This is a genomic window from Streptomyces halobius, assembly GCF_023277745.1.
In the GTDB taxonomy this organism is placed as follows: domain Bacteria; phylum Actinomycetota; class Actinomycetes; order Streptomycetales; family Streptomycetaceae; genus Streptomyces; species Streptomyces halobius.
Genome location: NZ_CP086322.1, coordinates 4139987 through 4158564, shown reverse-complemented (window position 1 = coordinate 4158564; position 18578 = coordinate 4139987). Strand labels below are relative to the sequence as shown.

Sequence of the window (18578 nt, the reverse complement as noted above, 5' to 3'; positions counted from 1 at the left end):
TTCTGAAGTGAAGGAGAATCGTACTCATGCGACCGCGTAATGCCCTGGACTGGGTGGCCTTTGTGCTGCTGCTGATCGGCGCGTTCGCCTGGGGCGCGTTCGTCACCGACGTCAACGTCCTCGACCGCGTGCTGGAGCCGATCGCCGACCCGCTCGATGACGTGGTGTTCGTGTTGATCGCCCTGTCCGGGCTGTACTGGATCGCCCGCGTGGCCGGCTTGGGGCCGCGGGACAGCAGACCGTGACCGTGCCCGGGGTGGGCGGGCAGTGGGTGCTGTTGAGCTACCGCATCCCCCGCGAGCCCTCCACCCCGCGCATCACCATCTGGCGCAAACTCAAACGGCTCGGCGTCGCCCAGCTCTCCGACGGCCTGGTCGCGCTGCCCGCCGACGCCCGCACCCGCGAGCACCTGGAATGGATCGCCGACGAGATCCTCGACGCCGACGGCACCGCCACCATCTGGCTCGCCCAGCCCGCCAGCGCCGCCCAGGAACGCTCCCTCGCCCAGGCCATGGCCACCGCCCGCGCCGCCGAGTACCAGCAGGTCCTCGCCCAGGCCGAACAAGCCCGCACCGCCGATGAGCCCACCCGCAGACGCGTCCTGCGCAAGCTGCGCGCCGAACTGCGCCGCATCCACCGCCGCGACTACTTCCCCCCGCCCCAGCGGCGCGCCGCCGAGAATGCCGTGGCGGCCCTCCACCCCGACCACCACAACGACGATCCCAAGGAGAGTGAGTCCGCATGAAGTGGGCCACCCGCGCCGGCATCCACATCGACCGCGCCGCCTGCGCCTGGCTGATCCACCGGTTCATCGACCCCGACGCCACATTCGTCTTCGTCACCGACCCCGACCAGGTCCCAGGCGACGCCACCGCGTTCGACATGCGCGGCGTGGAACTCGGCCACCACCACGGCGACTGCAGCTTCGAGACCATCCTCACCCGCTACCAGCTCACCGACGACCCGGCCCTGAAACGCATCGCCGAGATCGTCCACGAAGCCGACATCGACGACGAACGCTTCGACGCCCCCGAAGCCCCCGGCCTGGACGTCATCCTGCGCGGCCTGTCGATGATCGGCGACGACGACCACACCATGGCCGTCACCAAACCCGTCTTCGACGGCCTGTACGCCTACTACCAGCGCGCCCACCTCCTCGGCCGCGAACCCGCCTGACCGCACTCCAGACTTCAGACAAGCGCGTCAGACCGCACCACCCAGATCACCTGACCCCGCGTCCGCAGCGGCCGGTGGCCCTGCTCGTCGAGCTGGGCGAGTTCGTGCTCATAGGCCACGGTGCTGGAGCCGTGGGACGTGACCGCCGAGCCTCGGCGAACAGCGCATGCGGGATCCGGGTATACGGACGCATGGATTCACACATCCCGTACCTCCGCCACACTGCGTAGTCGCGATGCCGGGCCTGTCACAGCTCGTCGGTGATGAGCCCACGTTGGGCCTCCAGGGCGACCCCTCTATTCGACGCAGTCATCCTGCACCGTCCGCCGGACAGAAAGTCGCCATCGAACGCCCCGCGGAACCAACGGCCCCTACAGAGCCGATGAAGGCCGGTCAGCGAAACCGGCGTTCAGCACGACCATTGATACCTCACTCGCTGTCACCAACCCCGATCACGGAGAACCACCGATTGCTCACCATCCACCGACACGGCCGCTGCTCACCGTGCGCGGATTCCGGCGTTTCCGCAGGAGCCAGTGCTCACGAAGTCGCGGACCCTAGACACTTCCACGTCGGCAACGCCATCGACGCGACGCACGGCGACGAAGGAGTGTGGGACCGCAAGCGGATCATGACCGCCGCCAGCCGCAACCCATCCTTCCCTCACGAGGAGTGCCGCATCTGCAACCAGGCCTTCGGACAGCACGAACGCCTGGTCCTACGCGTCGCCCGCAGCGACGAACACGACCCCGCCAAGATCCGCTGCGCCCTCGTCATAGCCTGCGGACCCAACGCGGACATCCTTGAGTCCAGCAGCAGGCTCGCCCGGCTGGAAGCACACAGCATCGGCAGAATGCCGGGACTGAACCACCAGTGAACCAGCTCGCACGACAAAGCCGGTGAGACGGGTCGGCGATGCCGTACGAACGGGACGACCCGACCGCATGGCATCGCCGGCCGACGCAGGAACCTCCCACCATGAACAAGCACCGCGACCCGGATGAAACGATGACACCGGCGGTGCCGCTGACACAGAAACGGACGACGACATGAGCGAGCTGGAAACCCTCCGCGCAGCCGTGCGCGACGAGCTCGACAGCCTCTGGAGCGACCTCAACAACGCCCGCTACGCAGCCATCAGCGGGAAGTGGTCGATGCAGTGCGACTTCCTCGTCGAACGCATCAAGAAGCTCACCGCACTCGTCGGCCCGACACCGTGGGAAAGCATCGAACTGCCGCTCCTCGAAGACGGCATCTATCAGCGCCTCCACACGGAGCTCGGCGTGGAGGCCCCCGTAGACATGGAGCACGTCGCCCGCACCCGAGAGCAGATCGACGCAGACAGACAGCGCGGGCCCGCAGCACGTACTGACCTTCCGGCGCTCGCAAGTGGCTGCGCTTCGGCCCCAGGCTGTCTCTGAGCGGCACGAACCCTGAGCGGTAGTCAGTCGATTGCTTAGCAATGGGTTACCTGCGGCTTTGATGCGGCTGATCATGTGGAGGGCCAGGTGGAGGGTCTCGGGGGACGCTCGGGGGACAGACGGGGGACAGAAGCCTAAGAACAGCCAGGGAAGGATCGGGAAGCATCCGGTAAGAACTACTCTTGGCGTGAGGGTCCACTACCGCCGGAACAAGCCCCTGACCTGCATCGATACGCCTCTGGCCTGGTCGAACGCACTGCGGCTCCCTTGATCACGGAAGCAAGATCCAACATGCTTGTAAAGCGAAGGTCGTCGGTTCGAATCCGACAGGGGGCTCTCCGTACGCCGCGCTGACCTGGGGTCTCTCCCCAGGTAGGCGGGCTATTCGGCCTCGGACTCCTCGTCCGGGGCCGTTTGCGTGCGCGGAGCGTGAGCGGATGGGGCACCAGAGTCGCGCTCAGCTGCGAACTCCCCGGTACCGTCCGCTACGGCTTCGACCCCGGATTCCTCGTCTTCAGCTCCGGATTCCTTGGAGGCGCATGCTGCTCTCATCGCGGCTGATGGCGCTCTGCCGCCCCTTCTTGTCCGCCAGGCACATGACCAGCCACTCGCCGACGGTGAGTCGGCTGGTCGGGTCCAGGGCTGTGGCTGAGACGGGAGTGTCTAAACAACGGCCCCGTCTCACTTTCGGTGGTGACGGAGCGTTGTCGGTGTCGTTGACAACTCGCGTGCGAGATGCCAACGAGCTTGTGAGTGCGGTGTTTTCGAGGCTTGGGCCCCTGGCCATCGAGGATGTGGTCGACGAAGGGGAGCGGATCCTGGTGCGGCTCGGACACCGGAGGACTCTGTGCCGTGCCCGGGCTGCGGGGCGTTGTCCGGGCGCGTGCATGGCTATCATCTGCGGACCGTGGCCGACGTTCCAGTGGATGGGCGGCGGGTGGTGGTCCGTGTGCAGGTGCGACGTCTGGTGTGTCCCACGCGCGGCTGCCGCCACACCTTCCGCGAGCAGGTGCCCGGGGTGCTGGAGCAGTACCAGCGACGCACAAACCGTCTGACCAGGCAAGCCAAGGCCGGGTCAAGGAGTTGGCTGGCCGGGCGGGGGCACGTTTGCTGGCGATACTCGCGGTGGGCTTGTCGCGTCACACTGCCCTGCGCGCCCTGTTGCGCATCCCGTTGCCCACCGGGCGGGTGCCCCGCGTGATCGGCGTCGACGATTTTGCTCTGCGCCGGCGGCATCGCTATGCCACCGTGGTGATCGACGCCGAGACCCATGAGCGGATCGACGTGCTGCCCGACCGCACAGCCGACACCCTTCAGGCGTGGCTGCGTCCCATCCGGGCGTCGAGGTCGTGTGCCGTGACGGCTCGGCCACCCACGCCGAGGCCATCCGCCGAGCCCTGCCCGACGCGGTGCAGGTCGCTGACCGCTGGCATCTGTGGCACAACCTGTGCGAAGCCGCCCTGAGCGAGGTGAAGGCGCACAGCAACTGCCGGGCCACCGTGCTGGACGCGCCCCTGTACGACGGGCCCCGCGCACAGACCACCCCGGAGCGCTGGCACCAGGTCCACGACCTGCTCGACCAGGGCGTGGGCCTGCTCGAATGCGCCCGCCGCCCGCAACTGGCCTTGAACACCGTCAAGCGCTATGCCCGTGCCGATCAGCCCGAGCCGATGCTCCGCATCCCCAAGTACCGTGCCAGCCTTGTCGATCCCTACCGCGAGCACCTGCGCAATCGCCGGGCCGAAGACCCCGCCAGCCCCGTCCTGCACCTCTTCGAAGAGACAAGGCCCTCGGGTTCACGGCTGTCTCAACCTCCTGCACAAGTACATCGACCAAGGCTGCGCGGACGCCGACCCAGTCACATCCCTGCGCGCAGATGCGCCCGGATGCTGCTCACCGGGCCCGACAACCTCAAGGCCGAGTATCACGATGTCCTGGTCCGGCTCACCGCCGCCTGCCCCGAGTTGGCCCAACCGACCGTCCGTATCGGGGCCTTCGCCCAGCTTCTGAAGCCGCACCCGGGAAATGCCGACACGTTCGAGCTCTGGATCGCCCAGGTCCGCGCAGTCGATCTGCCACATCTGCACGCCTTCACCCGGGGGCTGGAGCGAGACCGCGACGCTGTGATCGCCGCGTTCACACTCCCGCACCACAACGGCGGAACCGAAGGCGTCAACACCAAGACCAAGCTGATCGCGCGGCAGATGTACGGTCGGGCACGCTTCACCCTTCTCCGCCGACACCCCCACCGGCCGGGGCGCGGGTTCGGTTCCTGCGCCCCAGTCGCAGTTTGACCAGTACGAATCGGCCCATCCGTATGGGGGGCTTGTCGGAGCCGCACCGTCGAGGCAGCCTGTATCCCTTGTCGTCGAAGGAGCGTCGAAGTCTCGACGGCTTCCTCACCGCTCGCCGCCTTCGCGGCCCGTCCGAGGCTCTTCCGCGAGAACCGGGTAGGCGCGACGGGTGCCGGTGTCGATGAGGATCTGCCCGGCCTGGGCGACGTTGCCGGCCTCGACGGCCCTGGCCATCGCGGCGCGGGCTGCTTCAGGTGTCGCGTGTGGCGGGACCACCAGCAGGGAGAAATGGTCCTGGTCGCCCCGGGTGATGAGGACGGTGTCGTCACCGACCGGGAAGGAGTCGATGTGCACGACCCGGTCGTCGATGACGAGGCGGGTCGGTAGTTCTTCCCAGGCGCCGGCGTCCAGACCGACGCGCAGGACGGGGCCGAGATGCGCGGTCAGCGCGGCGATCAGACCGGGGAGCTCGGTGCCGATGTCGCGCGAACGCGGCCACCACGCGCCGTCGAGAACCTGCTCGCGGGTGTGTGTGGTCACCAGCCTCAAGAGGGCCGTCCCGGGCCTGACGGCGTGGTGGACCTCGTCCGGCAGAAGCTGCGGGGCGCGGGGAGCGTCGAAGTCGGCCATGTGTGTTCGCCCGCCTTCCGGGGGCGGTGCGTCCGCCCGGCGAGATGACCTCGTCACTTCACCGTACTCCGCGTGCCGGGGCGCGGGCGCGCCGCACGGCGGCGGAGCCGGCCCGCGTTCACCAGGAAAGTTCTGTTCACGCGCGCCTTCACCGGACGGCTGGCCGGAGTAGAGTGAAGACACCGGGAGTACTTCGCACACCGGCTCCCAAGCCGGTGTCGTTCTCGGCGAGCAACAACACCGGGACGTCGAAGACGAGCCCGGGGACAGGTCCGCGCCATGACCGCGACCATCGACCGTACGATCACCAGCGAGCGTGCATCTGCGTCACCGGCCCGCCTCTCCTTCACTCCGGAAGGATCGCCTCCGGGTCTTCTGGACGGCGCCTGGTGGCCCCGCTCCCGCGATCTCCTCCGCGAACTCCCCGCTCTGACCGACGTGCTGGACGCGCGCTGGGGCCGGATCACTCATGTCACGGTGAACCCGACTCGCTGGCCCGTGGTGCCGCGAAAGGTGCCGGTGACCGGGCATACGGTGCACGTGGGCTGGTTCGCCGAAGAGCAGGACCCGAACAAACTGATCCTCCTCTCCTACACCGCGGGTCGCTGGGACCTGCTGGTGATCCCGCCGGAGACCGGCGCTGCCGCCGCCGCCCGGCTGATGTCCGCCGCGGCCGCCCCCGGCGGCCTCCGCACCGCCAGCGCGCTGATGGCGAGCGAGGACACCACGCGTCACGCGCAGCAGGCGCTGTGGCGGGAAGAAGAGTGGGAGACCGACGGCGGGGCTGCCTCGGCGCCAGGGAATGCGGCCGAGCTCCTGACCTCCGCCCGAGGGAGGTGAGGACGTGGAGACGATCATCACCGTAGCCGTGATCATCCTCATGATCGTCGCGGGCATGATCCTCATCCATCTGCTCAACGCGCAGCACGACGAGCGGATCGCGGCCTTCCCGTACAGCGAAGCCCTGCGAGGATCCGGACGGCGGAGCCGCCCGAGCGGGCAGCCGACCGAGCCCACCGAACCGCCCGTAGCCACCCACCACGAGCACCACGCCGGGGGCCGCGGATGACACCGACCTTTTCCTGACCGGGATGGTGGGTGTGGCGCGACGCCATCACACCCAGCGACACGTCATCCCCTCGTCCCTGGTGAGCGAGGCCACCATGAAGCCACCAGAACTCCCCTCAGCCGGGCGCGCTGACGTGCGCGTCGTCGCCCCGTCCCCGGAAGCCGCCCGCCAGGTCGCAGAAGTTCTCCGTCATCACTTCGCAGCCACCGAACAGCGCAGCTACCCCGTCGACGACTCAGGCGGAACCCGCCTCCACCTCACCGTCGACACCACCCACACGCCAGAGCCGGCGCGGCCCTGGCTGGTGACCAGTCGATCCTCCGGGGGCGCCCGTACAGAGACGGACGAAATCTGAAGCAAGGGCCGGCAACGGGCGGGGGCGGGCGTACTGCCTCGCCTGCCCCACAGGCTCCGAGTCGGCGCCGGCACGAGTGGACAGCGATCATGGCAACACTGCACGAACGGAAGCACTACCGCGAGGCGATCATGAAGGCCCTGTACGAGACCACGGAAGGCAATCGCTTCCTTGGCGTCACCGGGGCGAAGCTGCGCGACGATCTTCAGATCCCTGAGCAGGATCTGGCCGCCGCCTGCGCATATCTGGTGGGCGAAGGGCTCGTCACCGTCGACTGGGCACAAGGGAACACCCCCGTGATGGTCACGCTGACGCACCAGGGAATCCGGCTCATGGAGGCCGAAGAGGAGGAGCGGTGCTGACGCGAAGCGAGTGCTGTTCACCCATCCGGCCGTCAGCGCTCAGGCTCCGCGACGGGTACCGGTGAACCATGGCTGGCACCTTCACCACCCGCACGATCAACATCACAACCGGCCCCGCGGAGACCCTGCACGACCTCACGAACACATGCTCCGCGTTCCTCCGAGAGGCCGCTCACGGGCGAAACGGACTGCTGAACATCTTCACCCCCCACGCGACGTCCGGCCTGGCCATCATCGAGACCGGCGCGGGCAGTGACGATGACCTGTTGACGGCCCTGCGCGACCTTCTTCCCGCGGACGACCGCTGGCAAGACCGCCACGGCAGTCCAGGCCGCGGCGGCACTCACATGCTCCCGGCTCTGGTCCCACCGCACGCCACGTTGCCCGTAGTCGACGGTGAACTGGAACTGGGGACCTCGCAGTCCGTCGTGCTGGTGAACACCGACCGGGAGAGCCCGGAACGCCAAGTCCGGCTGTCTTTCCTCGGCTGACCACACGATCCGGCACCTGGTCTTCCTCCTGACGAGGCAATTCTCCGGTCGACCACCCCAAGGTCTCCTGTGCCCAGATCGAACGTCTCGAAGAGCATGACCTCGGCCTCGCTCAGCGGGAGCCGCAGGGCCAGTTCCTCGGCCAAGCAGCTCAGCGACGGGAAGGCCCCCTGGGTGAAGCGCGTGGTCATACCTCGCGGCTCTCCACGGTCCATTCGGACGGCAACTCCGAGCGCTCCAACAGCTCCTCGACGACCGAGCCAGCAGCCCTCCGGGCAGGAGCGCACTCAGACGGACGACGTCTGAAGCGATGCCCCAGGAACGGGTGCGGCATGGCATGCGACTGACGGTGCGCTGAGCCCTTTCCGATCAAGGATCGGATTACCCAAAATGCACCTTATGCCGAGTATGCGGCTGAGGCATAGCATGGTGAAGGGGACGGCCCCGGTGCGTAGACACCGGGGCCTTGCGCACTGTCGGCGTGACGGCAGGGAACGAGCGGATCCTGGCGCGTATGTCGGCCGAGCACATGCACCGAAGCCCGGCACCGGGCTGCCCTGTGACCCACTCATTGGAGACCGCCGGCTCGGCAGACGAAGGCGAAATCAGGCTGGTGAGGCGAAAGGGAAAGGCTATGGCGGAGGGTGATCGGCAGCCTGGCAAGGACACGGTGGACCGGTCGGAGGGGTTCGGCGAGCGACTGCTGGGGGTGCTGCTGGACCGGGCGCACGAGATGCCGCCGCAGCTGATCGCCCCGCTGATCGCGGAAGAGGTGGCCAGGGTCGGTGGCCGGGACATCTCGATCCTCCTGCAGGACTATGCGCAGCTGCTGCTGGTGCCGCTGCCCGGTAGGCGTCTGGCCGTCGGCGAGCCCGAGTCGATCGGTGACTCCCAAGCCGGCACGGCCTTCCTGAAAGCGACCCCCGTCGAGGTACCGCAGGCTGACGGCGTCCGGATGTATCTACCGTTGTTGGACGGCAGTGACCAGGTGGGAGTGTTGACCCTCACCCTGGATACCGTCGATGACGACGACCGGCGCCTGCTGCGCAGGCTCGCCGGCCTGATCGCCGACATGCTGGTCACCAAGCACAGCTACACCGACCAGTTCTTCCTCACCCGGCGCCGCGCACCCATGAGCGTGGCTGCGGAGATCCAGTGGTCTCTGCTACCGCCGCTGGCGATGTCCGTGCCGCAGGTCGCAGTGGCCGGAATCCTGGAGCCCGCCTACAACGTCGCCGGCGACAGCTTCGACTACGCACTCAACGACGACGTCCTGCACGTGGCCGTGGTTGACGCGATGGGCCATGGCTTGAACGCCGCCACCATGGCCACCGTCGCCATCGGCGCCTACCGGCACTCCAGACGTGCCGGCATCGACCTGTCCGAGATCTACGCGTTCATGGATCGGGCCATCGCCGAGCAGTTCGGACCCGAACACTTCGTCACCGCGCAGATGATGCGCCTGAACATCGCAACGGGCCACCTGCAGTGGGTCAACGCGGGCCACCCCGCACCGCTGCTGGTCCGCAACCACCGGGTCTGTCGGCAACTGGAGAGCCCGACCACCTTGCCGGTCGGCCTCGGAGGTGAAAAGCCGCAGGTCAGCGAGCAGAGACTGCAACGCGGCGACCGGGTGTTGTGCTTCACCGACGGCCTGATCGAGGAGCACCAAGCCGGCGAGGAGCAGTTCGGCGAGCAACAACTCATCCACTGGGTCAACCGCATCGAGCACGCAGAGGAGGGAGTGCGGGCAGTGGTGCGATCGCTCTCCCACAGACTGAAGGAGGAACGGGGCGGGAGCACCAGTGACGATGCGACCCTCTTCCTGATCGAGTGGCGCGGGGGCGCCGCCGACCACCTCGCCGTCCTGGAGTGAGCCGGTACTCGCATCATCGTTGACGGAGCCGACAGCGCGCACGCCGCTGCCTGCCACACACTCGACAGCGAGGCGCTGTCGGCGCGCCGGCGTCGCCTCGGTGAGCTGACCTATGAGGAGTTCACCGCTCGCTCCGAGGGGCACGCCAACGCCGACGCGGGAGCGCGCGAGCATGATCTGCGAGTGGCCGAGGAGCTGACCCATCTCCTGGGACAGCTCGGTGTCGGCGAGCTCAAGCCTTACAGAAGATCGGCTGGGCACTCATGCGGTCGGGAACACTGCTGTGGAGCGAACACGACGGCGCGACCAAGATCCCGTACGGGCTGCGCCCCCGTGTCGGCTCCGAACGTCGCAGGCGCTGAAGCCCCGTCTCCTCGGGCAGACTGTCGCGAGGAACCGGCGGAGAAGACTCTCCTGGGAGCCATTGGGGAGCCATTGGGGAGCCGAACCGCTCCCCAAGCCCACGCGAGACCACTCGAAACCGACCCACGCCAATGCCCTGACCTGCACAAACGCCATCCATACCGGTACCGATCCCGCCCGAACCCCATTCGGGACGAAGAGGTTGTGGGCTCACGAATCCAGGCGCCCGGGAAGGTCTCCGCGCGTGAGCGATGCGTGAGCGGACGGTGGAGTCTTGCCTGCGTCGGCCCGGCGCTGGAGGGATGACGGGGCTGGGTTGCGAGCCGTTTGGGCGGGCCCTGAAGGACGTCGCGGCGTACATTCGCCGGCATGGTGACTTTGATGACGCGCGATGACTACGAGCGACGCATGGAGCGAGCGGGGCAGTCGGCCGCCAACGCCGGGCTGGCCGGGCTGATCGTCACGCCGGGGCCGGATCTCACCTGGCTGTGCGGATACCGGCCGCCCGCCGTCACCGAACGGCTGACCGCACTGGTCGTCGCGCCCGGACACCGGCCGCGGTTGCTGGTGCCCGAACTGGAACGGCCCGATGCCGAGCGGTCCTCCGGGGCCGGGGCGGTGGACGTCTCCGGGTGGAGCGACGGCACCGACCCGTATGCCGAGGTCGCCAAGTGGCTCGATCCGCACGGGCGTTACGGGGTGTCGGACTCCACCTGGGCGATGCATCTGCTGGGGCTGCAACGCTCGTTGCCGGGGAGCGCGTACAGCGCGCTGACGGAGGCACTGCCGATGCTGCGCGCCGTCAAGGACGCGCACGAGGTGGCACGGCTGGCGGCGGCCGGGGCGGCCGCGGACGCCGCGTACGAGGAGATCCTGGGCGTGCCCTTCGCCGGGCGCCGGGAGTGCGAGGTGGCGGCCGACCTCGCTCGGCTGCTGACCGGGCACGGGCACAGCCAGGTGGACTTCACGGTCGTGGGATCGGGCCCCAACGGCGCCAATCCGCACCACGAGGCGGGTGAGCGGATCATCCAGGAAGGCGACATGGTCGTGCTCGACTTCGGCGGCCTCAAGGACGGGTACGGGTCGGATACGACACGGACCGTGCACGTCGGGGAGCCGGGCGCCGAGGAACGCAAGGTCCACGACATCGTGCGGGAGGCGCAGCAGGCGGCCTTCGAGGCGGTACGGCCGGGGGTGGCGTGCCAGGAGATCGACCGCGTCGCCCGGAGGATCATCAAGGCGGCGGGGTACGGCGAGTACTTCATCCACCGCACCGGACACGGCATCGGGGTGACCACGCACGAGCCGCCGTACATGGTCGAGGGCGAGCATCTGCCGCTGGTACCGGGGATGTGCTTCTCGATCGAACCGGGGATCTATCTGCCGGGCCGGTTCGGGGTGCGCATCGAGGACATCGTGACGTGTACGGAGTCGAGTGGGCGGTGGCTCAATGGGACGGATCGGGCGTTGGCGGTCGTTAGCTAGTGCACACCACCGGCTACGCGCACCCCCACTGTCTTTCCTCCCACCTCCCTCGGGAGGTGCCGCTCCGCAGCACGGAGTCCGGAGGTCCGGCGCCGCTGCCGAACAGCCCCGCGCAGCGGCGACAGCCCGCAGCGAGCGCCATGCGTTTCTGGGGGGATTGTCAGTGGTGTGGTTCACGATGGGGTGTGCGGGCGATGACCGGGCCCGCGGCAGGGCACGAGCGGGGTGGAAGGCGGTGATCGCGTGGCAGGGCGCGGTACGGAGACGGTGCGGGCGGTACGGCGACCGGAGGTGCGGTTGCCGGAGCTGGAGCCCTATGGCGGTGGGGAGTTGGAGACCGAGGGGGATTACGACGGGCTGGAGTTCGCCGACGCCGACTGGGCGGGGCAGGACGCGCGCGGTGCGCGGTTCATGGACTGTGCGGTGCGGCGCTGCGCGCTGGACGAGACGGTGCTGAACCGGGCGCGGATCTTCGACAGTGTGCTGAGCGGTGTGCGCGGGGTCGGGACGGATCTGTCGCAGGTGTCACTGCGCGATGTGGAGGTGTCCGACGCCCGGCTCGGCGGTTCGCAGCTGCATGGTGCGGTGTGGGAACGGGTCGTGGTGCGTGGCGGGAAGATCGACTTTCCGAATCTGCGGCAGGCGAGGCTGCGGGATGTCGCCTTCGAGGGGTGTGTGCTGGTCGAGGCGGATTTCTCGGGTGCGGAGCTGGAGCGGGTGACGTTCGACGACTGCACCCTCGCGCGGATGGATTTCACGGGGGCGCGGATGAAGGACGTCGATCTGCGCGGTGCGGCCGCGGTGGATATCGCGCGGGGCATCGACCGGCTGTCGGGCGCGGTGATCAGTGCGTCCCAACTGTTCGATCTGGCACCGGCGTTCGCGGCGCAGATAGGCGTGCGAGTGGAGTGAGGGAGGAGTGAGGGAGGAGCGGGGATAGGGGAGTGAGGGGAGATTGGGGCGGTAGGGGGCAGCGGGGAATGGGGGAGTCCGGGAGAGGAGGGACGGGGAGAGCTTGGCGCTCTGGCCTTCGACTCCTGGGGCGGCCCGGCTCTTGGTGGCTCGGCTCCTGGGGCGGACGGGTCAGACGCGGGGGAAGCGGGCCTGGAGGTCCCAGATGGCCGGGTTGTCGGCGAGTCCTTCGTGCATGTCGCTGAGGTCGGCGATCAGGTCGTGCAGAAAGTCGCGGGCTTCGCGGCGCAGTGCGGCGTGGTGGAAGGTGAGCGGGGGCTCCTCGGGCGGCATCCAGTCGGCCTCGACGTCCACCCATCCGAAGCGGCGCTCGAAGAGCATCCGGTCGCTGGACTCGGTGAAGTCCAGCTCGGCGTGGACGGGGCGGGCGGAGCGGCTGCCGCGCGGGTCCGTGTCCAGCTGCTCGACGATGTCGCACAGCGCCCAGGCGAAGTCGAGCACCGGCACCCAGCCCCAGGCGGTGGACACCTCGCGGTCCGCCTCGGTGTCGGCGAGGTAGACGTCGCCGCAGAAGAGGTCGTGCCGCAGGGTGCGCACATCCACGGTCCGGTAGTCCGTCTGGGGAGGATCCGGAAAACGGGGAGAGAGGGAGTAGCCGAGGTCGATCACGACTTGATGGTGTCACGCCGGTGCGGCGCGGGGAGCGCCGGTCCACCGACCGGCACCGGCCGGTGGACCGGACCGGCAGCCGGCCGCGGTGTTGCCATTCGGCCTAGGTCCGGTAGCGGATCGCAGGACAGCGAAATGGAATGGCAGCGACGTGGAAGGGCAACGACGTGGAATGGCAGCGCAAGCGAATGCCGGCTGGTCGGCGGTGCTGATCAGCGCGAGTCGATCCAGGTTGTTGCAGGCCGATTGCCCCAGAGCGGGGGATGAACATGTCCGGTCCCATGGCGAGACGTTCGACGGCCGTTGTACTCCCGGCGGTCGTGCTGGCGGCCCTTCCGGCCTTTCCGGTGCTGCCGGCAGTGCCGGGCGGTCTCGGCGCGCAGGAGGCGGCGGCGCTCGCGGTCGACACGGGCGGCCGGGCGGGTGAGGGGTATGACGTCGGCCTGTACGGCCAGGGGTCCGGACACAGCCGCTGGCGCGGTGCCTGGGCGGCGTCGCCGCAGGCGCCGACCTCCGTTTTCAGCAAGAACTGGTCCGAGGCCGGTTTCACGCGGCAGACCGTCCGGCAGGTCGTGCGGGTCAGCACCGGCGGCACCCGGGCCCGTATCGAGCTGTCCAACCGCTACGGCCGTACGCCGCTGAAGGTGGCCGGTGCGACCATCGCGCGGACGGAGCGGGGCGCTTCGGTGAAGGCCGGTTCGGTGCGGCCGCTGACCTTCGGGCACGCGCGGTCGGCGACCATCCCTGCGGGCGGCGAGCTGCGCAGTGACGCGGTGGGGTTCACGGTCCGTCCTCTGGAGTCGCTGACGGTCACGCTGTATCTGGACGAGCCGACCGGCCCGGCCACCTTCCACCTACGGGCCGTGGCCACCAGCTATCGCGCGGCCGGTGACCACCGCTCCGATGTCGGCGCCGCGGCCTTCACCGAGACCTCGCAGTCCTGGTACTACCTCTCGGGCGTCGAGGTCTCGGGCGGCCGGGCCGCGCACCGCGACGGTGTGGTGGCCTTCGGGGATTCCATCACCGACGGCTCCGGCTCGACGGTCGACGCCGACAACCGCTACCCGGACGAACTGGCCGAGCGGTTCGCCGCCGCTGGGCGGCCGCGCAGCATCGTCAACCAGGGGATCAGCGGCAACCAGCTGACCAACTCCATGGACTGGGCCGGCGAGAAGGCCGTGGCCCGCTTCCGGGAGGACGTACTGAACGAACCGAACGTCGGCACGGTCATCCTGCTGGAGGGCATCAACGACATCGGTATGAGCGAGTGGGACGAGATGCCGGGCGGGTACTCCCCCGATCGCGACGTGGCAGAACTGATCGCCGCACAGCGTGAGTTGGTACGCCAGGCGCATGCGAGGGGCGTGAAGGTGATCGGTGCGACGCTCACGCCGTTCAAGGGCGCGATGTATTACACCGAGCGCGGCGAGATCAAGCGCGATGCGCTCAACGACTGGATCCGGAACTCCGGAGAGTTCGACGGGGTGCTGGACCTGGACCGCGCACTGGCGGATCCCGCCGACCCGGACCGGATGGCCGCGGCGTACGACATCGGCGACCATCTGCACCCGAACGACGCCGGCTACCGCGCGATGGCCGACGTGGTCGACCTGAACCGGCTCTGAGCCTCGACCTCAACCGGACCTGAACCGAGGGGCGATGGGCCATGGGTCATGGGCCATCCGGCCGTTGGGTGTGGTCGGATGGCCTCGTCGGCCTCGTCGGCCTCGTCGGCCTCGTCGGCCTCGTCGGCCTCGTCGGCCTCGTCGGCCTCGTCGGCCTCGTCGGCCTCGTCGGCCTCGTCGGCCTGGCTGGCGTCGGCTGTGCTGGTCCCTGGCCACTGGCGCGGCAGTGTTGGCCCCCGACCGGTGCCCAGCCGCGTTCGCCCCCTGGCCGTGCCGCCGCCCCGGCCGTGTCAGCCCCGGCCGTGCGCCACACCGATCACACCTCCCGCCCCCACCCCACCCCACCCCACCCCTGCCCCCTACCCCCACCGCCCTTACGTCACCGTCAGCACCCGCGGCCCTTCCTCCGTCACCGCCACGGTGTGTTCGAAGTGGGCGGCGCGGCTGCCGTCCGTGGTGCGCAGTGTCCAGCCGTCGCCGTCCGGGGCATAACCGTCCCGGCCGCCGGACAGGAACATCGGCTCGATGGCGAGGACGAGGCCGTGGCGGAGGACGAAGCCGCGGCCGGGGCGGCCGTCGTTGGGGACCGGCGGGTCCTCGTGCATCCGGCGGCCGATGCCATGGCCGCCGAAACCCTCCGGGATGCCGTAGCCGGCCGCCCGTCCGACGCTGCCGATCGCATGCGAGATATCGCCGATCCGGGCGCCGACCACGGCAGCCGCGATGCCCGCCGCCAGCGCCTGACGGGTGACGTCCATCAGCCGGCGGTCCTCGGGCCGGGGCGTGCCGACCGTGAAGCTGACGGCCGCGTCGCCCGCCCAGCCGTCCACGACCGCGCCGCAGTCGATGCTGACCAGGTCGCCGTCGCGCAGCCGGTGGCGGTCCGGAATGCCGTGCACGATCGCGTCGTTGACGGAGGCGCAGATGACGGCGGGGAACGGGGTGGGCGCGAAGGAGGGCCGGTAGCCGAGGAAGGGCGAGGTGGCGCCGGCCTCGCGCAGCACCGTACGGGCGACCTCGTCCAGGTCCAGCAGCCGTACGCCGGGGGCGGCCGCCGCGCGCACCGCCGCCAGGGCGTCGGCCACGACCCGCCCGGCCGCCCGCATCGCGTCCAGCGCGGCATCTGTCTTGATTTCCACCATGAGTACGACCTCCCGAGCCTGGCCACAGGCGTTACCCGCCCGCGGATACGCGCCCGCCGGTATCTGCCCGGCGGTATGTGCCCACCGGTATCTGTCGGCAGGCGCCACCGGTGTCCGCCGATCGGCGCTCACCCACCGGTAAACTAATACCGGTATTAGTTTACCGGTATTAGTATCACGGGCATGGTGCGTACTCCACTGACCCCCTGGGAACGCGAACGCGGCGAGCGGCTGGGCGCGCTGCTGCGTGCCGCGCGTGGCGAGCGGAGCATGGTCGAGGTCGCGGCGCGGGCGGGGCTGTCCGCCGAAACGCTGCGCAAAATCGAGACGGGGCGCGCGCCGACCCCGGCGTTCTTCACGGTCGCCGCGCTCGCCGGCACGCTGGGGCTCTCGCTCGACGAGGTGGCGGCGCTGGCCACGCCCCCTGAGGCGGCGGAAGGTGCGGTCGCCTGAGCAGTCTGAAACGCGCGGAGGGCCGGCTCCCTCTGGGGAACCGGCCCTCCGTCACATGCCCGCGTCCGTGGATCGGACGTTCACGCCGACGTCACGCGGATCGGATGTTTACGTCGACATCACGCGGGTCGGATGTCGCCGCTGATGTCACGAGGTCAGACGTTGACGCCGAAGTCCTGGGCGATACCGACCAGGCCGGACGCGTAGCCCTGGCCCACCGCGCGGAACTTCCACTCCGCGCCGTTGCGGTAGAGCTCGCCGAAGACCATGGCGGTCTCGGTTGCCGCGTCCTCGCTGAGGTCGTAGCGCGCGATCTCGGCGCCGCCGGCCTGGTTGACGATGCGGATGAAAGCGTTGCGCACCTGGCCGAAGTTCTGGCTGCGGTTCTCCGCGTCGTAGATCGAGACCGGGAAGACGATCTTCTCCACATCGGCCGGCAGGGCCGCCAGGTTGACGTTGATCTGCTCGTCGTCGCCCTCGCCCTGGCCGGTGACGTTGTCACCGGTGTGCACGATGGACTGGTCCGGCGTGGTCTTGTTGTTGAAGAAGACGAAGTGCTGGTCGGAGTAGACCTTGCCGCTCGGGTTGACCGCGATCGCGCTCGCGTCGAGGTCGAAGTCCGTGCCGGTCGTGGTGCGGACGTCCCAGCCGAGGCCGACCGTGACGGCGGTCAGTCCCGGGGCCTCCTTGGTGAGCGAGACGTTGCCGCCCTTGGACAGGCTTACAGCCATGGGAAGTCCCTTTCCTTGTCGACTCGTCGAAGCGTCGGGCTTCGCGCTGCTGACGAAGCTACCGTCACCCACCACAACGCCGTCAGGCGGCCACCAGGTTCCAGCAGTTTTTACTTTCTTTGCCGGATCCTGATGCCATGGCCGGACGCGACGGCCGGAACCTGATGTCACCACCTGGGATCACCCGGTGAAAAACGGGTGACGGGACTTTGTGGACGCGGGATCATGGGACACATGTCCGGGCCCTATGTCATCCGCGGTTCGGTCGTCCTTCCAGAGGCCGAGCTCGTATGGCGTTTCTCGCGGTCCTCCGGTCCGGGCGGCCAGCACGTCAATACCAGCGACAGCCAGGTCGAATTGCGCTTCGATCTGAGCAGGACGCAGGCGCTGCCGCCGGTGTGGAAGGAGCGCGCCCTGGAGCGGCTGGCCGGCCGGCTGGCCGACGGTGTGGTGTCCGTACGCGCCTCGGACCACCGCTCCCAGTGGCGCAACCGCGAGACCGCGGCCGTCCGGATGGCCACGCTGCTCGCCGAGGCCACCGCCCCGCCGCCCAAGCCGCGCCGTAAGTCGCGGATCCCCCGGGGCATCAACGAGCGGCGGCTGCGGGAGAAGAAGCAGCGCGGCGAGACGAAGCGCGGCCGCTCGGGCCGCGACTGGCGCTGAGCACCCACCGGCCCGCCGGTCCACCAGCGCGCCAGTTCACCGGCTCCCGCCCCACAGCGACCGGCGCCCCCCCATAAGCCCGCCGACTCCACAGCCCGCCAACCCCACCATCCCCGCCAACCCCGTCACCCCCGTCCCCCCGCAGCCCTCACCCCAACTGCCGGTACTTCCCCCGGAAATACGTCAGCGGTCCGCCGTCCTCGTCCCTGACCGAAGAGCTGAGCACACGGCCGATGACGAGGGTGTGGTCGCCGGCCACGATCCGCTGCTCGGTCCGGCACTCCAGGGTCGCCAGCGCACCGCTGATGAGTGGTGCCCCGGCCGCTTCGCCGCGTACGTGAGGAATGCCCTCGAAGAGCAGTCGGTCGCTGATACGGCCCTTCATGGCGAATCGCCCGGCAATCTGACGCTGGCTCTCCGACAGTACCGAGACCGCCCACAGGGGCTGGTGCGCCAGCAGGTCGTCCATACGTGAGTCGTTGCGAACGCTCACCATCACCAGGGGCGGGTCGAGCGACACCGACAGGAACGCGGTGGCGGTCATGCCGACGTCCTCGCCGCGCGGCCCGTCGTCCGGGTCATGAGCGGTGATCAGCACCACGCCGGCGGCGAGACGGGACAGGGCGGCACGGAATTCTTCCTCACTCACCCCCTCAGAATGGGGGATCGTCGCCCCGCCCGGCACGGATGCCGGAGAGACGGCGGGTGTGGCGGTGGCGGCGGGCCCGTCGGCGGGCTCTGCGGCTGGCGTTTTCGTGAACACGCCACGAACGCTAACTTTCGCCCGGTGCGGCTCGCATCGGGCCCTGGGACCACGCGCGTCCTAGGTCTGACGGCGGAGGCTCCGGGTGACTGAATTTG

Annotated in this window: 21 protein-coding genes, 1 tRNA gene and 1 pseudogene; 18 read left to right on the top strand and 5 right to left on the bottom strand. The window is 69.1% G+C overall.

What is annotated here, in order from left to right:
- The first annotated feature begins 26 nt into the window (after positions 1-26).
- From K9S39_RS18825 to K9S39_RS18795, 7 genes and pseudogenes are all read left to right on the top strand, one after another.
- Positions 27-245 (top strand): DUF378 domain-containing protein, encoded by a 219-nt coding sequence (locus K9S39_RS18825; RefSeq protein WP_248864527.1) that lies wholly within the window; start codon positions 27-29, stop codon positions 243-245.
- Positions 242-745, top strand: coding sequence for a Chromate resistance protein ChrB (locus K9S39_RS18820; protein WP_248864526.1), 504 nt, complete (start codon positions 242-244; stop codon positions 743-745). Before K9S39_RS18825 ends, K9S39_RS18820 begins: the two co-directional genes overlap by 4 nt.
- Positions 742-1176 carry a chromate resistance protein ChrB domain-containing protein gene (locus tag K9S39_RS18815; protein ID WP_248864525.1) on the top strand — a complete coding sequence of 145 codons (435 nt, stop codon included), beginning with the start codon at positions 742-744 and terminating at the stop codon, positions 1174-1176. The genes K9S39_RS18820 and K9S39_RS18815 overlap by 4 nt, the downstream gene beginning before the upstream one ends.
- A gap of 631 nt (positions 1177-1807) precedes the next feature.
- Positions 1808-2053, top strand: coding sequence for a hypothetical protein (locus K9S39_RS18810; protein ID WP_248864524.1), 246 nt, complete (start codon positions 1808-1810; stop codon positions 2051-2053).
- Positions 2054-2225: 172 nt separating this feature from the next.
- Positions 2226-2597, top strand: a complete 372-nt coding sequence (locus tag K9S39_RS18805; protein WP_248864523.1) for a hypothetical protein — start codon at positions 2226-2228, stop codon at positions 2595-2597.
- Between the two features lie 261 nt (positions 2598-2858).
- Positions 2859-2933: transfer RNA gene (locus K9S39_RS18800), tRNA-Tyr, on the top strand.
- A 392-nt stretch (positions 2934-3325) separates the two neighbouring features.
- Positions 3326-4891 (top strand): annotated as a pseudogene (locus K9S39_RS18795) (ISL3 family transposase).
- A 105-nt stretch (positions 4892-4996) separates the two neighbouring features.
- Here K9S39_RS18795 and K9S39_RS18790 read toward each other — a convergent pair.
- Positions 4997-5521 (bottom strand): DUF5994 family protein, encoded by a 525-nt coding sequence (locus tag K9S39_RS18790; protein ID WP_248864522.1) that lies wholly within the window; start codon positions 5519-5521, stop codon positions 4997-4999.
- A gap of 279 nt (positions 5522-5800) precedes the next feature.
- Here K9S39_RS18790 and K9S39_RS18785 point away from each other — a divergent pair, with 279 nt between their 5' ends.
- The 8 genes from K9S39_RS18785 (at position 5801) to K9S39_RS18750 (ending at position 12434) form a co-directional block, all read left to right on the top strand.
- Positions 5801-6361, top strand: coding sequence for a DUF5994 family protein (locus K9S39_RS18785; RefSeq protein ID WP_248864521.1), 561 nt, complete (start codon positions 5801-5803; stop codon positions 6359-6361).
- A 4-nt stretch (positions 6362-6365) separates the two neighbouring features.
- Positions 6366-6590 carry a hypothetical protein gene (locus K9S39_RS18780; protein WP_248864520.1) on the top strand — a complete coding sequence of 75 codons (225 nt, stop codon included), beginning with the start codon at positions 6366-6368 and terminating at the stop codon, positions 6588-6590.
- Positions 6591-6684: 94 nt separating this feature from the next.
- Positions 6685-6945 (top strand): hypothetical protein, encoded by a 261-nt coding sequence (locus K9S39_RS18775; protein ID WP_248868858.1) that lies wholly within the window; start codon positions 6685-6687, stop codon positions 6943-6945.
- A gap of 89 nt (positions 6946-7034) precedes the next feature.
- Complete coding sequence (locus K9S39_RS18770; RefSeq protein WP_248864519.1) at positions 7035-7307, top strand: hypothetical protein; 273 nt, start codon at positions 7035-7037, stop codon at positions 7305-7307.
- A 68-nt stretch (positions 7308-7375) separates the two neighbouring features.
- On the top strand, positions 7376-7798 hold the full coding sequence (locus K9S39_RS18765) for a YjbQ family protein (protein WP_248864518.1): 423 nt from the start codon (positions 7376-7378) through the stop codon (positions 7796-7798).
- Positions 7799-8432: 634 nt separating this feature from the next.
- Positions 8433-9674: a PP2C family protein-serine/threonine phosphatase gene (locus K9S39_RS18760; protein WP_248864517.1), complete on the top strand. Its 1242-nt coding sequence runs from the start codon at positions 8433-8435 to the stop codon at positions 9672-9674.
- Positions 9675-10418: 744 nt separating this feature from the next.
- Positions 10419-11522 (top strand): aminopeptidase P family protein, encoded by a 1104-nt coding sequence (locus tag K9S39_RS18755; RefSeq protein ID WP_248864516.1) that lies wholly within the window; start codon positions 10419-10421, stop codon positions 11520-11522.
- Positions 11523-11789: 267 nt separating this feature from the next.
- Entirely contained in the window at positions 11790-12434 is a 645-nt protein-coding gene (locus K9S39_RS18750; RefSeq protein WP_248868857.1) for a pentapeptide repeat-containing protein, read from the top strand.
- A 171-nt stretch (positions 12435-12605) separates the two neighbouring features.
- Here K9S39_RS18750 and K9S39_RS18745 read toward each other — a convergent pair whose 3' ends face one another.
- Positions 12606-13103 carry a hypothetical protein gene (locus K9S39_RS18745; RefSeq protein WP_248864515.1) on the bottom strand — a complete coding sequence of 166 codons (498 nt, stop codon included), beginning with the start codon at positions 13101-13103 and terminating at the stop codon, positions 12606-12608.
- Between the two features lie 281 nt (positions 13104-13384).
- Here K9S39_RS18745 and K9S39_RS18740 point away from each other — a divergent pair, with 281 nt between their 5' ends.
- Entirely contained in the window at positions 13385-14728 is a 1344-nt protein-coding gene (locus tag K9S39_RS18740) for an SGNH/GDSL hydrolase family protein (protein ID WP_248864514.1), read from the top strand.
- Between the two features lie 374 nt (positions 14729-15102).
- Here the strand turns inward: K9S39_RS18740 and map are convergent, their stop codons facing one another.
- Positions 15103-15870 carry a type I methionyl aminopeptidase gene (gene map / locus K9S39_RS18735; protein ID WP_248864513.1) on the bottom strand — a complete coding sequence of 256 codons (768 nt, stop codon included), beginning with the start codon at positions 15868-15870 and terminating at the stop codon, positions 15103-15105.
- A gap of 183 nt (positions 15871-16053) precedes the next feature.
- Here map and K9S39_RS18730 point away from each other — a divergent pair, with 183 nt between their 5' ends.
- Entirely contained in the window at positions 16054-16323 is a 270-nt protein-coding gene (locus K9S39_RS18730) for a helix-turn-helix domain-containing protein (RefSeq protein ID WP_248864512.1), read from the top strand.
- A gap of 155 nt (positions 16324-16478) precedes the next feature.
- Here the strand turns inward: K9S39_RS18730 and K9S39_RS18725 are convergent, their stop codons facing one another.
- On the bottom strand, positions 16479-17054 hold the full coding sequence (locus tag K9S39_RS18725; protein ID WP_248864511.1) for a TerD family protein: 576 nt from the start codon (positions 17052-17054) through the stop codon (positions 16479-16481).
- 234 nt (positions 17055-17288) lie between these two features.
- Between K9S39_RS18725 and arfB the strand changes: the two genes are divergently transcribed.
- The gene (gene arfB / locus K9S39_RS18720) at positions 17289-17717 is read left to right on the top strand and encodes an alternative ribosome rescue aminoacyl-tRNA hydrolase ArfB (protein ID WP_248864510.1); all 429 of its coding nucleotides are present in this window, start codon (positions 17289-17291) and stop codon (positions 17715-17717) included.
- A 148-nt stretch (positions 17718-17865) separates the two neighbouring features.
- Here the strand turns inward: arfB and K9S39_RS18715 are convergent, their stop codons facing one another.
- A complete protein-coding gene (locus K9S39_RS18715) occupies positions 17866-18480 on the bottom strand; it encodes a flavin reductase family protein (RefSeq protein WP_248864509.1) in 615 nt (204 codons plus the stop codon).
- Between the last annotated feature and the right edge of the window lie 98 nt (positions 18481-18578).

What these genes read in the sequence shown, in the direction of transcription:
- K9S39_RS18825 (WP_248864527.1), top strand. Translation starts at nt 27, where the DNA reads ATGCGACCGCGTAATGCCCTGGACTGGGTGGCCTTTGTGCTGCTGCTG.
- K9S39_RS18815 (WP_248864525.1), top strand. Translation starts at nt 742, where the DNA reads ATGAAGTGGGCCACCCGCGCCGGCATCCACATCGACCGCGCCGCCTGC.
- K9S39_RS18810 (WP_248864524.1), top strand. Translation starts at nt 1,808, where the DNA reads ATGACCGCCGCCAGCCGCAACCCATCCTTCCCTCACGAGGAGTGCCGC.
- K9S39_RS18805 (WP_248864523.1), top strand. Translation starts at nt 2,226, where the DNA reads ATGAGCGAGCTGGAAACCCTCCGCGCAGCCGTGCGCGACGAGCTCGAC.
- K9S39_RS18790 (WP_248864522.1), bottom strand. Translation starts at nt 5,521, where the DNA reads ATGGCCGACTTCGACGCTCCCCGCGCCCCGCAGCTTCTGCCGGACGAG.
- K9S39_RS18785 (WP_248864521.1), top strand. Translation starts at nt 5,801, where the DNA reads ATGACCGCGACCATCGACCGTACGATCACCAGCGAGCGTGCATCTGCG.
- K9S39_RS18775 (WP_248868858.1), top strand. Translation starts at nt 6,685, where the DNA reads ATGAAGCCACCAGAACTCCCCTCAGCCGGGCGCGCTGACGTGCGCGTC.
- K9S39_RS18770 (WP_248864519.1), top strand. Translation starts at nt 7,035, where the DNA reads ATGGCAACACTGCACGAACGGAAGCACTACCGCGAGGCGATCATGAAG.
- K9S39_RS18765 (WP_248864518.1), top strand. Translation starts at nt 7,376, where the DNA reads ATGGCTGGCACCTTCACCACCCGCACGATCAACATCACAACCGGCCCC.
- K9S39_RS18760 (WP_248864517.1), top strand. Translation starts at nt 8,433, where the DNA reads ATGGCGGAGGGTGATCGGCAGCCTGGCAAGGACACGGTGGACCGGTCG.
- K9S39_RS18755 (WP_248864516.1), top strand. Translation starts at nt 10,419, where the DNA reads ATGACGCGCGATGACTACGAGCGACGCATGGAGCGAGCGGGGCAGTCG.
- K9S39_RS18740 (WP_248864514.1), top strand. Translation starts at nt 13,385, where the DNA reads ATGGCGAGACGTTCGACGGCCGTTGTACTCCCGGCGGTCGTGCTGGCG.
- map (WP_248864513.1), bottom strand. Translation starts at nt 15,870, where the DNA reads ATGGTGGAAATCAAGACAGATGCCGCGCTGGACGCGATGCGGGCGGCC.
- K9S39_RS18730 (WP_248864512.1), top strand. Translation starts at nt 16,054, where the DNA reads ATGGTGCGTACTCCACTGACCCCCTGGGAACGCGAACGCGGCGAGCGG.
- K9S39_RS18725 (WP_248864511.1), bottom strand. Translation starts at nt 17,054, where the DNA reads ATGGCTGTAAGCCTGTCCAAGGGCGGCAACGTCTCGCTCACCAAGGAG.
- arfB (WP_248864510.1), top strand. Translation starts at nt 17,289, where the DNA reads ATGTCCGGGCCCTATGTCATCCGCGGTTCGGTCGTCCTTCCAGAGGCC.